The 13,514-nt window shown below is 68.1% G+C and carries 10 protein-coding genes; 2 read left to right on the top strand and 8 right to left on the bottom strand.

Annotated features, from left to right (window positions below):
* Window positions 1-156: 156 nt before the first annotated feature.
* Both xdhB and ASE63_RS01050 read right to left on the bottom strand, forming a co-directional pair.
* Window positions 157-2,499, bottom strand: a complete 2,343-nt coding sequence (xdhB, locus tag ASE63_RS01055) for a xanthine dehydrogenase molybdopterin binding subunit (protein ID WP_056795187.1) — start codon at window positions 2,497-2,499, stop codon at window positions 157-159.
* Window positions 2,492-4,069, bottom strand: coding sequence for a xanthine dehydrogenase small subunit (locus tag ASE63_RS01050; RefSeq protein ID WP_200962516.1), 1,578 nt, complete (start codon window positions 4,067-4,069; stop codon window positions 2,492-2,494). The genes xdhB and ASE63_RS01050 overlap by 8 nt, the downstream gene beginning before the upstream one ends.
* Before the next feature lie 103 nt (window positions 4,070-4,172).
* Between ASE63_RS01050 and guaD the strand changes: the two genes are divergently transcribed.
* Window positions 4,173-5,498 carry a guanine deaminase gene (guaD, locus tag ASE63_RS01045; RefSeq protein ID WP_082609546.1) on the top strand — a complete coding sequence of 442 codons (1,326 nt, stop codon included), beginning with the start codon at window positions 4,173-4,175 and terminating at the stop codon, window positions 5,496-5,498.
* 60 nt (window positions 5,499-5,558) lie between these two features.
* Here the strand turns inward: guaD and ASE63_RS01040 are convergent, their stop codons facing one another.
* From ASE63_RS01040 to ASE63_RS01025, 4 genes are all read right to left on the bottom strand, one after another.
* The gene (locus tag ASE63_RS01040) at window positions 5,559-6,416 is read right to left on the bottom strand and encodes a D-amino-acid transaminase (protein WP_056795184.1); all 858 of its coding nucleotides are present in this window, start codon (window positions 6,414-6,416) and stop codon (window positions 5,559-5,561) included.
* Between the two features lie 129 nt (window positions 6,417-6,545).
* A complete protein-coding gene (locus ASE63_RS01035) occupies window positions 6,546-8,837 on the bottom strand; it encodes an NADP-dependent malic enzyme (protein ID WP_056795182.1) in 2,292 nt (763 codons plus the stop codon).
* A gap of 270 nt (window positions 8,838-9,107) precedes the next feature.
* Entirely contained in the window at window positions 9,108-9,344 is a 237-nt protein-coding gene (locus tag ASE63_RS01030; protein WP_056795177.1) for an Lrp/AsnC ligand binding domain-containing protein, read from the bottom strand.
* Between the two features lie 105 nt (window positions 9,345-9,449).
* On the bottom strand, window positions 9,450-10,274 hold the full coding sequence (locus ASE63_RS01025) for an alpha/beta hydrolase (protein ID WP_056795174.1): 825 nt from the start codon (window positions 10,272-10,274) through the stop codon (window positions 9,450-9,452).
* A gap of 157 nt (window positions 10,275-10,431) precedes the next feature.
* On the opposite strand from ASE63_RS01025, the gene ASE63_RS01020 reads away from it, so the two are divergent.
* Window positions 10,432-11,430 carry an asparaginase gene (locus ASE63_RS01020; RefSeq protein ID WP_056796499.1) on the top strand — a complete coding sequence of 333 codons (999 nt, stop codon included), beginning with the start codon at window positions 10,432-10,434 and terminating at the stop codon, window positions 11,428-11,430.
* Window positions 11,431-11,433: 3 nt separating this feature from the next.
* On the opposite strand, the gene ASE63_RS01015 is transcribed toward ASE63_RS01020, so the two are convergent.
* On the bottom strand, window positions 11,434-12,807 hold the full coding sequence (locus ASE63_RS01015) for a TIGR03808 family TAT-translocated repetitive protein (RefSeq protein WP_162261699.1): 1,374 nt from the start codon (window positions 12,805-12,807) through the stop codon (window positions 11,434-11,436).
* A 69-nt stretch (window positions 12,808-12,876) separates the two neighbouring features.
* Window positions 12,877-13,497: a hypothetical protein gene (locus ASE63_RS01010; protein ID WP_056795166.1), complete on the bottom strand. Its 621-nt coding sequence runs from the start codon at window positions 13,495-13,497 to the stop codon at window positions 12,877-12,879.
* Window positions 13,498-13,514: the final 17 nt, after the last annotated feature.

Here is a 13,514-nt window from a genome sequence, read left to right as displayed (position 1 = left end):
TGTCGGCCCCTGGACCAGCGGCGCGCATGCCTTTCAGCGAAGCGTCGGCCAGGCCTCGCCCAAATCGTCGAACGGCCGACCCCTCACCCTGCCCTCTCCCTACGGGAGAGGGTTCCCCGCGCCCTGTTCGGGGGAAGAATGTGCTGGGGCAGCCAATCATCTCCCCGCCTCCTTCCGCACCCGCTCGACCGCCACCAGCACCCGCTCCGGGGTCGCGGGGGCGTCGAGGCGGGGGCAGACCCGATGTCCGCCGACGCTCGCCACCGCATCGGACAGGGCGTGCAAGACGGAAATCGCCAGCATCAGCGGCGGCTCCCCGACCGCCTTGGAACGATGGATCGTCGCCTCGCGATTGGGCGCGTCCTGCAGCAAGGTGACGTTGAAGATGCGCGGCCGGTCGGAGGCGACCGGGATCTTGTAGGTCGAGGGCGCATGGGTCCGCAGCCGGCCCTTCTCGTCCCAGACCAGTTCCTCGGTGGTCAGCCAGCCCATGCCCTGGATGAAGCCGCCCTCGATCTGACCCCGGTCGATCGCCGGGTTCAGCGAAGTGCCGCAATCATGCAGTATATCGACCCGTTCGATCTTGTATTCGCCGGTCAGCGTGTCGATCGCGACCTCGGCGGCAGCAGCGCCATAAGCGAAATAGTAGAACGGATGGCCGCGCCCGGCCTTGCGGTCCCAGTGGATTTTTGGCGTCGCGTAGAAGCCCGTCGCCGAAAGCTGGACGCGGCCCATATAGGCGGCTTTCACCAGCTCCGCGAAGGCGATCTCGCGTGCGCCGATTTGCACGAAGCCCTGCCGGAAGGCGATGTCCTCCGGGCGCTCCTGCCATTGCCGCGCGGCGAAGGCGACGAGCCTCGCCTTGATCGTCTCGCAGGCGTCGAGCGCCGCCATGCCGTTGAGGTCCGAGCCCGAGGAGGCGGCCGTCGCGGAAGTGTTCGGCACCTTTCCGGTGGTGGTGGCGGTGATCTTGACCTGGTCGAGCCCGATGCCGAAGGCCTGAGCCGCGACCTGCGCGACCTTGGTGTGCAGGCCCTGGCCCATTTCGGTGCCGCCATGGTTCAGCATCACCGTGCCGTCCGTATAAACATGCACCAGCGCGCCGGCCTGATTGTACCAGGTCGCGGTGAAGGAGATGCCGAACTTCACCGGCGTCAGCGCGATGCCGCGCTTGATGATCGGGCTTTCCACATTGGCCTGTCGGATCGCGGCTTGCCGCGCGCGATAGTCGCAAGCCTGCTCCAGCCGCGCGATTACCTCGACGGCGATATTGTCCTCCACGGTCTGGTGATAGGGCGTGACGTCGCGGCCGGCCTCGCCATAGAGATTGCGTCGCCGCACCTCGAGCGGATCGAGCCCCGTCGCGAAGGCGACCTCCTCGATGAAGCGCTCGGCGCCGACCATGCCCTGCGGCCCGCCGAATCCGCGAAAGGCGGTGTTCGAGACGGTATGGGTGCGCAGCGGCTCGGAGCGGGCCCGCACCGCCGGGTAGAAATAGCAGTTGTCCATGTGGAACAGGGCGCGATCGGTGACCGGGCCGGAGAGATCGGCATTCCAGCCGCAGCGCGCCGCATAGACCGCGTCGACCGCATGGATATGGCCGTCATCGTCGAAGCCGATCTCGTAATCGACGACGAAGTCGTGGCGCTTGCCGGTAACCATCATGTCGTCGTCGCGGTCCGGCCTGAGCTTCACCGGACGCTTCAGCTTGCGGGCGCAGAGCGCGGCTACGCAGGCGAACAGATTGGCCTGCGTTTCCTTGCCGCCGAAGCCGCCGCCCATGCGCCGGACCTCGACCGTTACCGCATGCGAGCCGACGCCGAGCACCTGCGCCACCATGTGCTGCACCTCACTCGGATGCTGCGTCGAGGAGAGGACCTGCATCTCCTCCTCCTCGCCGGGGATGGCGAGCGCGATCTGCCCCTCGAGATAGAAATGGTCCTGCCCGCCGATTTCCATCGAGCCCTTCAGCCGGCGCGGGCTGGCGGCGAGCGCGGCAGTGACGTCGCCGCGCTCCAGCTTGAGCGGGTCGGTGATCAACTCGCCGCCAGCAGCGCGCGCCGCAGTGACGTCGAGCAGCGGGGGGGCTTCCTCGTATTGCGCCTCGGCCAGCAGCGCCGCGCGCCGTGCCGCATCGCGCGTCTCGGCTACGACGGCGAAGAGCGGCTGGCCGTGATGCAGGATCGCGTCCGTCGCGAAGACCGGCTCGTCATGCCGATGCGTCGAGGAGATGTCGTTGATGCCGGGAATGTCGGCGGCGGTCAGCACGGCCATCACACCGGGAGCGGCCCGCACGGGATCGAGATCCAGCGAAAGCACACGGCCATGCGCGACTTCGCTGAGGCCAAGATAGGCATGCAGCAGGCCTTCGGGCGCAGCGATGTCGTCGATATAGACCGCTTCGCCCGCGACATGGCGGGCGGCGGAATCATGGCTGCGCGCCGCGCCGACCGGGCCGGCGGCGGTCTCGATGTCCAGCCGCTTGCGTGCATCAGCCATGAGCGGCCTCCGCCAGCAGGCCGGCGACGCGGGACGCGAGCTGCGGCTGCGTCGTCTCGATCAGGAAGCGTCGCAGCAGGTTGCCGGCAACCGTCAGCCGATAGCCGGCCGAGGCGCGCATGTCGCTGAGCGGCGTGAAGTCACCCGGCAGGGCGGCGATGGCGGCGGCGACCGCAGCCTCGTCCCAGACCCGCCCGACCAGCGCGGCCTCGCCCGCTGCCGCGCGCTTCGGGATGCCGGCCATGCCACCATAGGCGAGCCGCGCCTCGGCGATGCGGCCGTCCTCGCCGAGCCGGAGCAGGAAGGCGCCGCAGACGGCCGAGATGTCCTCGTCGAAGCGCTTCGAGATCTTCGAGACATGGAACAGCGCGCCATCGGGCAGCTTAGGCACGATTACGGCCTCGACGAACTCGCCTTCGCGCCGGTCCTGCTTGCGGTAGTCGAGGAAGAAGGCTTCGAGCGAGAGGGAGCGGCGTGAAAGCCCATCCCCGTTATTGCGAGCGGAGCGAAGCAATCCAGGGGCAACGGGCTCGCCCCTCTGGGTTGCGTCGTCGCTGCGCTCTTCGCAATGACGGGACCGCGCCAGCACCAGCCGCGCGCCGAGCGCAATCAGAGCCGGCGGCAGGTCGCCGATCGGCGAGCCGTTGGCGATGTTGCCGCCGATCGTCCCTACGTTGCGGACCTGCTCCCCGCCGAAGCGGCGCATCATCTCGTCGAGCTGCGGCGACAGCGCGGCGAGTGCGGTCCGGACGTCGACATGCGTCGCCATGGCGCCGATCCGCAAATGGTCGCCGCCATTCTCTATCTCCCGCAGTGCCTCGATCCGGCCGAGATGGATCACGGGGTCGAGCCGGCGCATACCCTTGGTGACCCACAATCCGACATCGGTCGCGCCTGCGACCAGAGTGGCATTCGGGTGGGCGAGCATGAGATCGGCCAGCGCCTCGACCGTCGCCGGGGCGAAGAAGCGGCCCGCGGGGCCCGCCAGCGAGAGCGTCTCGCCGCCCGCCAGGCTGCGCAGCCGCTCCGCGACAGCTTTGCGACGACCAGTGAAGCGGTCCGTGGCCTGCGGGCGATACATCCGCCGGCCCGCCGCGACGATCGGCTCATAGCCGGTGCAGCGGCAGAGATTGCCCGCCAGCGCATCCTCGATCCGCGCAACCGAGGGCGCAGGCTCGTTGAGCCAGAGCGCGAACAGGGACATCGCGATGCCCGGCGTGCAGAAGCCGCATTGCGAGCCGTGGCAGTCGACGAGCGCCTGCTGGACGGGATGAAGCGCGCCGTCGCTGCCCTTCAGATGCTCGACGGTCAGAAGCTGGCAGCCATCGAGCGTCGGCAGGAAGCGGATGCAGGCATTGATCGCCTCATAGCGCAGCCGGCCCCGGTCGAGCCTGCCGACGACGACCGTGCAGGCGCCGCAATCGCCTTCGGCGCAGCCTTCCTTGCTGCCGGTCATCCGGCGTTCCAGACGCAGCCAGTCGAGAACCGTCAGCGTCGGATCGCAGGAGGCGATCTCGATCAACTCGTCGTCGAGGAGGAAGCGAAGCACGTCGCGCATCCGGCCTGCCATATCGTGGAACACACCTCTTGCCGCGAGATTAGGCATGTCCCTGCTTGGCCGAAAGCTTTGATTTGGTGCAGATGTGATCTGAATTTCAGCCGGAGTGCCGCCGTTGAGCGAAGCGAAACCCATTCGCGCCCTGCGTGGCCGCCTGCTCTGGTTCGTCGCGGATCCGGAGGAGGCCGGCGAGAACGCTCATCGCTATGTCGAGGACGGGCTGGTCGTCATCGAAGGCGGCTTCATCCATGCCGCCGGCGAGGCGAAAGACCTGCTCACGAGCCTGCCGGCCACGGCCGATATCGTCGATCACCGCCCGCATCTGATCATGCCCGGCTTCATCGACGCGCATCTGCACATGCCGCAAACACAGGTGATCGCCTCCTATGGCGCCCAGCTGATGGACTGGCTCAACCGCTACACCTTCGTCGAGGAGCAGAAGCAGGCGCAGCAGGGCCATCCCGAGAAGCTCGCGCATTTCCTGCTCGACGAACTCCTCGCCAGCGGCACCACCACGGCGGTGATCTACTGCTCCGTCCACCCGCAATCGGCCGAGGCGCTGTTTCGCGAATCGGAGAGGCGCAACACCCGCATGATCGCGGGCAAGGTGATGATGGACCGCAATGCGCCGGACGCGCTGACCGACACCGCGGCGAGCGGCTATGCCGACAGCAAGGCCCTGATCGAGCGCTGGCACGGCAACGGCCGGCAGCTCTACGCCATAAGCCCGCGCTTCGCCGTGACCTCGACGCCGGAACAGCTGGCGGCGGCGGGATGCCTCGCCGCGGAGCATCCCGGTTGCCATGTCCAGACCCATATCAACGAGAACCGGGCCGAGATCGCCTTAGCCAACAAACTGCATCCCGAGCCCGGCGACTATGCCGGCATCTACCAGCATCACGGCCTGCTGGGTTCGCGGAGCCTCCTCGGCCACTGCATCCACATGACCGACCGCGAATGGCGGCGCTTCGCCGAGACGGGCGCGGTCGCGGTGTTCTGCCCGACTTCGAATCTCTTTCTGGGCTCCGGGCTGTTCGACTGGGCCCGCGCGCGGGCCGAGGGCGTGCCCGTCGCGGTCGCGACCGATATCGGCGGCGGCACCTCCTATTCGATGCTGCGGACGATGTCGGAAGCCTACAAGGTGCTGCAGCTTCAGGGCCAGTCGCTCTCCGCCTTCGCGGCGCTTCACGCGATCACGCTCGGCAATGCCAGGGCGCTGAAGCTCGACCATCTGATCGGTTCGTTCGAAGCGGGGAGGGAAGCTGACATCGTCGTGCTCGACCCCGGCGCGCAGCGGGCGATGGCGCACCGGCTGGAGACGGCGCGCGACCTCCCCGAGGAGCTCTTCGTGCTGGTCACGCTCGGCGACGAGCGCAATGTCGTCGCCACCTATGTGATGGGGGAGCCGGTGGTCAAACCGTCATTCTCGGGCGGAGCGTAGCGCAGACCCGAGAATCTCCGGCAAGAGATGCTCGGGCCTTCGCCCGAGCATGACGCGCGTTCAGCCGAGCGCGCCGCCCTTGCGGGCGAAATCGACATAGATCTCGCGCAGGCGCAGCGTCGCCGGCCCGGGCGCTCCGTTGTGGATGCTGTGGCCATCGATCGTCGTCACCGGCATGACGAGGCTGGTGGCGGAGGTGATGAAGGCCTCTTCCGCGTCGAGCGCTTCCTGCAGTGTGAATTCGCGCTCCTCGAAGGTGAAGCCCGCCTCGGCGATGAAAGCCAGCACGGCCTTGCGGGTGATTCCGGGCAGGACCTTGTTCGACAGGGGCCGCGAAATCAGCGTCTTGCCCTTGACGATCCAGGCGGTGGAGGAGGCGCCCTCGGTCACGACGCCGTCCTCGATCAGCCAGGCTTCCTGCGCGCCGCTTTCGGCGGCGAACTGCTTGGCGAGGACAGGCGCCAGCAGGTTGACGCTCTTGATGTCGCGGCGGGCCCAGCGCAGGTCGGGCGTGGAGACGACCTTGATGCCGGTCTTGGCCGTGGGGGCGTCGACGAAGTTGCGGGCCTGCGTGAACATGACGAGTGTCGGGGCCACGTCCTTGGGGAAGGCGAAGTCGCGATCGGCAGCGCCACGCGAGACCTGCAGGTAGATGCCGCCCTCGTCGAGCTTGTTGCGCTCGATCAGCTCCTCATGGATCGCGACCAGCTCCGCGTTGGACCAGGGCAGGGCCAGCCTGATCTCGCCGCAGGAGCGCTCGAGCCGCGCCAGATGCGCCTCGCAATCGACGAGCTTGCCGGCGATGACCGCGGAAACCTCGTAGATGCCATCGCCGAAGATGAAACCGCGGTCGAAGATCGAGATCTTCGCGTCCTCTTCCGGCAGGTAGGCGCCATTCACATAGACAATGCGGCTCATCGGTCTCGTCTCTATCGGAAGGTTGCAGGCGCTCCTTACTAGCGAAGACGCCGCAGGCGCGCGAGCGTCACTGCCGCATGGCGGAGCCCGACGCGACGCTGGAGCGCGCGGTTCCCGGCCGGCGTAGGCTCAGCCCGCCGCCGCGCGCTCCTGAGCCTCGACCACGGCGACCGCGGTCATGTTGACGACGCCGCGCGCCGTCACCGAGCCGGTCAGGATGTGCACGGGCTTGGCCGCGCCGATCAGGATCGGGCCGACCGGCAGCGCATCGGCCAGCACCTTGGCGAACTGGTAGGCGATATTGGCGGCGTCCAGATTCGGGAAGATCAGGACATTCGCCACGCCTTTCAGCGTCGAGGAGGGCAGAACGCGCTCGCGCACAAGCGGCAACAGGGCGGTGTCGGCCTCCATCTCGCCGTCGCATTCCAACTCGGGCGCCCGTTCGCGGATCAGGGCGAGCGCCTTGCGCATCTTGAGCGCGGAGGGCGTGTCGGCCGCGCCGAAATCCGAATGCGAGAGCAGGGCGATCTTGGGCTCGATGCCGAAGCGCGCGACATGGCTCGCCGCCAGCACCGTCATATCCGCGATCTCCTCGGAGGTCGGGTTGTCCTTGATATGGGTATCGGCGAGGAAGAAGGCGCCTTTGTTGGTGATGATGAGGGTCATCGCCGAGACATCCGAGACACCCGGCGCCAGTCCGATGATGTCCTTGACGTGCCGCAGCCGCGACATGAAGCGGCCTTCCAGCCCGGTGATCATCGCATCCGCCTCGCCGCGTGCCACGGCGAGCGCCGCGATGACCGTGTTGTTGGTGCGCACCAGCGCGCGCGCCGCCTCGGGCGTGACGCCGCGCCGGCCGGCGATGTCGAGATAGGTCTGGACGTAGTCGCGATAGCGCGGGTCGTCCTCGGGGTTGATCACCTCGAAATCGACGCCGGGCCTGAGCGACAGGCCGAAGCGCTTGACGCGGGTCTCGATCACGCTCGGGCGGCCGATCAGGATCGGTGTCGCGAGACCCTCTTCCAGCGCGACCTGGGCGGCGCGCAGCACGCGCTCGTCCTCGCCCTCGGCGTAGATCACGCGCTTCGGGTCGGCCTTCGCCTGGGCGAAGAGCGGCTTCATGATGAAGCCGGAGCGGAAGACGAAGCGCGACAATTCCTCGCGATAGGCCTCGATGTCGGCGAGCGGCCTGCGGGCGACACCGGTCGCCATCGCGGCTTCCGCCACGGCCGATGCGATGCGGATGATCAGGCGCGGGTCGAAGGGGTTCGGGATCAGCGAGGTCGCGCCGAAGGTCGAGGCCTCGCCGCCATAGGCGCGGGCCGCGATGTCGGAGGTTGCCTCGCGTGCCAAAGCCGCGATCGCGCGCACCGCGGCGAGCTTCATCGCCTCGTTGATCGTCGTCGCCTGCACGTCGAGCGCGCCGCGGAAGATGTAGGGGAAGCACAGGACGTTGTTGACCTGGTTCGGATAGTCCGACCGGCCGGTGCAGATCATCGCGTCGGGCCGCGCTGCGAGCGCATCCTCAGGCGTGATCTCGGGGTTCGGGTTGGCGAGCGCCAGGATCAGCGGCTTCGGCCCCATCTGCCTGGCCATCTCGGGCTTGAGCACGCCGGCCGCCGAGAGGCCGAGGAAGACGTCCGCCCCGCCGATGACCTCGGCCAGCGTGCGCGCATCGGTCTCCTGCGCGAAGACCTCCTTCCAGCGGTCCATCAGGGTGTTGCGGCCCTTGTGGACGACGCCTTCGAGGTCCGTGACCCAGATGTTCTCGCGCTTGGCGCCGAGCTCGACCAGGAGGTTGAGGCAGGCCAGCGCGGCGGCGCCGGCACCGGAGACGACGATCTTGACCTCGCCGATATGCTTGCCCGCGAGGTCGAGCCCGTTGAGGATCGCCGCCGAGACGATGATCGCGGTGCCGTGCTGGTCGTCATGGAAGACCGGGATGTTCATCCGGGCCTTGAGCTGCTCCTCGATCTCGAAGCATTCCGGGCCCTTGATGTCCTCGAGGTTGATGCCGCCGAAGGTCGGCTCCAGCGCTGCGACGACCTCGACGAACTTCTCGATGTTCTTCTGCTCGACCTCGATGTCGAAGCAGTCGATCCCGGCGAATTTCTTGAAGAGGACGGCCTTGCCCTCCATCACCGGCTTGGAGGCGAGCGGGCCGATGTCGCCGAGCCCAAGCACGGCGGTGCCGTTGGTGACGACGGCGACGAGGTTCTGCCGGGAGGTCAGCTCCGCCGCCTCGGACGGATCGTCGACGATCGCCTCGCAGGCGGCAGCGACGCCGGGCGAATAGGCCAGCGCCAGGTCGCGCTGGTTGCCGAGCGGCTTGGTTGCCTGAATCTCGATCTTACCGGGGCGGGGCAGGCGGTGATAGACGAGCGCGCCCGAGCGGAGATCGGAAGACAGGTTGCTCTTCATCGCGGCAGCTCCAGCGGCGTCGGCTCGAAATCAGGAGCTGCCGAGGTCGCGCGAATAAGGGGAGGTCGTCAAGCGCGGAACATGCATCAATCGGCCGGCATGATGCCGCTGGCGCAGGCGTGTGGCCCGGGAACTGCCGGGCGGCCCGTTGAAGCGATGCGAGAAGGCGCGGAATCGGCCTCTCAGCAAAGGCCGGCAAGTGATTCAGGCAAATCGCGAATCCGCCGGCGCGCCTGGCGGCTCTCGGCTGTGGGCGGGCAGGGTTCCCGCTCAGAACGCCTTGAAGGTGATGATCGTGTGGGTGTCGGCGATCTCGGGGATCGACTGCACCTTCTGCGCGACGAAATGGCCGATATCGACATCGCTCGCTACGTGGAACTTGGCCAGGATGTCGTAGTTGCCCGCGGTCGAATAGATCTCCGAGGCGATCTCCCGGTCGGCCAGTTCGCTGGCGACCTCATAGGTCTTGCCGAGCTTGCATTTGATCTCGACGAAGAAGGTCTGCATCGGAGGCTCCGGGTTCGTTCGCCGTCATCGGTCCTCCCGATGACGGCAGGCTCCGGTTCAGGCTGATGCTCAGGCGCTCTGGATAGAGTGTCCTGCGCGACAAGATCAAGCGCCGGCGAGCGCCGCGATCCGGCGGGGCATGGTGTTGTCGGGGTCCGCCAGTCCGGCGATCACCGTGAAATGGTTTGCGCCCTCGATCTCCTCATAGCGCGTACGCACACCTTCCAGTCCCCAGACATCCGTGATCCGGCGGCTCTGCTTGAGATATTCGTCGCTCTCCGCGCCACCGACGACGGCGTCCATGGTGAGGCGTGCCGGCGCCGGCCAGAACAGCGGGCTCTCGCGTTCGGCGGCATCCATATCGAGCTTCAGCGCGCCGTTGATGCTGGTCTCCGTCAGGGGTTTGAGATTGAAGAGGCCGGAGATGCCGTAGGCGGCCGGCACGAGTTGGTCCGGCAGTTCCGGGTCGACGTTTTTCCAGTCGGTGGCGAGCGCGCAGGCCGAAAGATGGCCGCCCGCCGAATGGCCCGTCGCGATCACGGGGAGGCGGAAGCGTTGCCAGAGCGCCGCGGCAGCCTGCTGGATCTCCCAGACGATATGGCCGAGCTCGACCTGCGGGCAGAGATCGTAACCCACCACCGCGACCGGGACGCCGAGCCGGTTCAACCCGCGCGCCATATGCGAGAAGAAGCTCGGATCGAGCGCCTGCCAGTAGCCGCCATGGACGAACATGACGAGGCTCTCGGTCCTGGCCGTCTCGGGCTTGAACAGGTCGTAGGTCTGGCGTTCGCCCGCGCCATAGCGCACGCCGAGCTCGCAGGGGGCCTGCGCACGGTAGGCGGCGGCGTCGCGCGCCCAGCCGCCGATGATCTCTGGATGCTCCGGCACGCGGGCGCGGTTATTGTACTCTGTCTCGTAGTCGGGCGACATGGCAGGCTCCAGCTGAGAACACCGGACGGCGATCTAGCGCTTGGCCGGCAGCCTTGCATGACAGTTCAGGATTGCGCCATGGCTTTTGACAGGGCGCCTTTCCGGCGCCAAAAGGCGGCGCATTTCGCGCATGGCGCAGCGCTTCCGGGAGAAGACGATGGACAACCCGATCCTTGCCGAGGTTACGCGCGGCGATACCGTCGAATCGCGCCATCGCGGCGCGGCTGTCGTCGTCGATGCGGACGGGGCCGTGGTGTTCTCGGCGGGCGATGTCGAGCGGCCGGTCTTTCCGCGCTCGGCGGTGAAGGCGATCCAGGCGCTGCCGCTGCTCGAGAGCGGTGCGGCCGATCGGTATGGGCTCACCGAGGCGGAGATCGCGCTCGCGGTGTCCTCGCATTCGGGCGAGCCGCTCCATGCCGAGACCTCGCTCGCGATGCTGAAGAAAGCGGGGCGCGAGGCGGGCTGCCTCGAATGCGGGGCGCATTGGCCGATGAACGAGGCTGCGGCGCGCGCCATCGCCAAGGCTGGCCGGGAGCCCAGCGCGCTCAACAATAACTGTTCTGGCAAGCATGCCGGCTTCGTCTGCCTAGCCTGCGGGCTCGACGAGGACCCGGCGGGCTATGTCAAACCCGGCCACGCCGTGCAGCAGGCCGTGCGCGGCGCGCTTGAAGAGGTCACGGGCGCCGTGCACTCGGCCGACCATATGGGCACGGATGGCTGCTCGATCCCGACCTATGCCGTGCCGCTGAAAGCGCTGGCGCTGGGCTTTGCCCGCGTCGGCACCGGACAGGGCTTCGGGCCCGAGCGCGCCAAGGCCGCCGCCCGTATCCGCAAGGCCGCCGCTGCCCATCCTTTCATGGTCGCAGGCACCGGGCGCTTCGATACGCGTGCGATGGAGCTGCTGCGGGAGCGCATCTTCATCAAGACCGGCGCCGAGGGCGTCTATTGCGGCTCCCTGCCTGAACTCGGCTACGGCATCGCCCTGAAATGCGACGACGGCGCCGGAAGGGCTGCCGAGGTGGCGATGGCGGCGCTGATCGCGCGCTTCGTGCCTATGAGCGAAGCCGAGCAGCGCGCATTCGCCCCGCTGCGCGAGAGCGTGATGAAGAACTGGAACGGTATCGAAGTGGGGCGGGTCAGGGCGGCGGCAGGCTGAACCTCAGCCTACCGCATTGTTCTCGATCCTGATGCCGGTGGCCCGCGCATCGGGGGCTCGCGTCAGGTCGCCGGTGACGACCTTGTCATACTCCATGCCGACGACCGCGCCGCGCGACGCCTCGGAGATGAGGTTGTTCGCGATCAGCGCGTTGCGCTGCTTCGGCACCAGCGAGACCGAGATGCCGATGCCGGTCCTGCGCACCACATTGCCGGTGGCGGCGAGGTTGCGCATGCCCCAGGACCAGCCGAGCGCGATGCCGATATCGCTCGTGCCCTCGATGACGTTGCCGGTGACGGCTGCCTCGGCCTCCACATGGACACCGGAGCCGCCCACCGGCTCCGTGACCCCAGGATAGAGCGACCTGCGGACATTGCGGATGAGGTTGTTGGCGCAGACCGCGAGCCGGCCGCCATGGTCGAAATTCGTGATGCTGATACCCTGAGCGCAATCCTCGAGCAGGTTGTTCGCGATGACTGCGCCCTCGAAGGCGAATTCGGAAAATAGCGCGGTCTCGCCGCAGCGCCGGCCCTGATTGCCGAGGATCTGCACGCCCGAGCCGGAATTGTTGCGGATGAAGGTCAGGGCGCAGTCGCGCAACTGGTTGCCCTCGACGATGACGCCACCGGCCTTGAACAAGCTGATGCCGTTGCCATTTGGGCCGTCGCCGCCGGCATCGGCGCGGATGCGGTCGAGATGGTTGCCCCTGACGATCGAGCGGTCGTCTCCGGGCGCGCCGCGCCAGAGCTGGATGCCGTTGTTGCCGCAATCCTCGATCCGGTTGCGCTCGATGGAGAGCCCGCGCGAATCCAGCGAGAACAGGGCGGATTCGCGCATCAGCCTGAAGCAGCTGGCTTCGACGCTGCCGCCGGTCCGGTGCATCACAATGCCGACGGAGCCTGCATTGACGAACTCGCAGTCGCGGACGTCGAGATCGCCGACCTCTTCCGCGTTCAGCAGGCCCTCGCGCCCGGTGGCAGGCAAGGCGAGGCCGTCCAGTACCATGCCGGAGAGCGCCGCGCGCCCGATGCCACGAGCCACGAGCAGCGGCCCGGGCCGGGCGGCGAGGAGCCGCGTCGCTCCGGGGACGCCGATGAGCCGCGCGCCTTCGGGAAGGGCGACGCGGGCGATGCGGTAGCGCCCCGGCGCGATGAGAAGCGGCGCCTCGCTGCGGGCGGCTTCGGCGAGCGCCGCCTGCAACTGGCGCGACTGGTCGTCGGGCGAACCCGGCCGCAGGCCGAACTGGGCCGCATCGAGCCCATGCTGGCCGAGTGGGCCGGCAGCCCTGCGCGCCGTCTGGCCAAGGGCCGAGTCGGCCGCAAGCGAAGCTGTGCCAAAAAGGGCCGTCGCCAGGAGCGAACGCCGGGAAAGATGCATCGAAGCCTCCGTCAGCATCGGAGGCTTCAAGTCTCGTGCCGCGTGCGGCTGTGCCGATGCGATACGCTCTCAGCGTCCCTGGCGCACCATTGCCAGGCCGATGGCGGAAAGGCTGTCGACGAGCCTCACCGCGTCGGGCCTGAACCAGGCCACCTGCGTTCTCGGGCGCTGGCCCGCTGCTGGCCGCAGCCAGGGCACATGCACGAAAAGCACGGGCGTGCCCGCGGGGCCGCTGACGGCGAGGGCAGCGGCATAGCAGGCGTCGCAGAGATAGCGCCCGGCCGAAGGCGACAGGCGGCTGCGGATGCCGCTCCTGCGCAGTGCTGCGAGCGCGACCTGGGCATTGCCGGTGGTGCGGGCGGGCAGGGCCGGCCGGCGCGGTGCGGCGCGATCCGGCGTCCCGCCGGCGACATCGGGGTGGAGCGGGCTCGCATGACCGCGCGCGAACAGCTCGACGCGCACGTTCCAGGCGCGGGCGGCGAGCCCGAGCATCAGGATCGCCTTCGGGCCCGTCGTCGTCAGGTAAGTCCTCAGCGCCGGCAGGCCGGCGCCATAGCTGGTCTCGACGACAAGCGCCTGTGCATGAAGACCGGAGCGCCGTAGCCGTGCCGCGACCGCCCGTGCCAGCACCGTCGTGGGGTTGACCCGCACCCGCGGAAAGGGGCCGAAGCCGGTGACCAGGATGTCCATCGGCGGTCCTTCCGTTC

The sequence above is a fragment of the Allobosea sp. Root381 genome (genome assembly GCF_001429395.1).
GTDB lineage: Bacteria > Pseudomonadota > Alphaproteobacteria > Rhizobiales > Beijerinckiaceae > Allobosea.
The sequence above is the reverse complement of the archived record's forward strand: the minus strand, read 5'-3'. Positions and strand labels throughout refer to the sequence as shown.

What these genes read in the sequence shown, in the direction of transcription:
- ASE63_RS01035 (WP_056795182.1), bottom strand. Translation starts at nt 8,837, where the DNA reads ATGAAGAGCAACCTGTCTTCCGATCTCCGCTCGGGCGCGCTCGTCTAT.
- ASE63_RS01015 (WP_162261699.1), bottom strand. Translation starts at nt 12,807, where the DNA reads ATGCATCTTTCCCGGCGTTCGCTCCTGGCGACGGCCCTTTTTGGCACA.
- ASE63_RS01010 (WP_056795166.1), bottom strand. Translation starts at nt 13,497, where the DNA reads ATGGACATCCTGGTCACCGGCTTCGGCCCCTTTCCGCGGGTGCGGGTC.
- xdhB (WP_056795187.1), bottom strand. Translation starts at nt 2,499, where the DNA reads ATGGCTGATGCACGCAAGCGGCTGGACATCGAGACCGCCGCCGGCCCG.
- ASE63_RS01050 (WP_200962516.1), bottom strand. Translation starts at nt 4,069, where the DNA reads ATGGCAGGCCGGATGCGCGACGTGCTTCGCTTCCTCCTCGACGACGAG.
- ASE63_RS01030 (WP_056795177.1), bottom strand. Translation starts at nt 9,344, where the DNA reads ATGCAGACCTTCTTCGTCGAGATCAAATGCAAGCTCGGCAAGACCTAT.
- ASE63_RS01040 (WP_056795184.1), bottom strand. Translation starts at nt 6,416, where the DNA reads ATGAGCCGCATTGTCTATGTGAATGGCGCCTACCTGCCGGAAGAGGAC.
- ASE63_RS01025 (WP_056795174.1), bottom strand. Translation starts at nt 10,274, where the DNA reads ATGTCGCCCGACTACGAGACAGAGTACAATAACCGCGCCCGCGTGCCG.
- ASE63_RS01020 (WP_056796499.1), top strand. Translation starts at nt 10,432, where the DNA reads ATGGACAACCCGATCCTTGCCGAGGTTACGCGCGGCGATACCGTCGAA.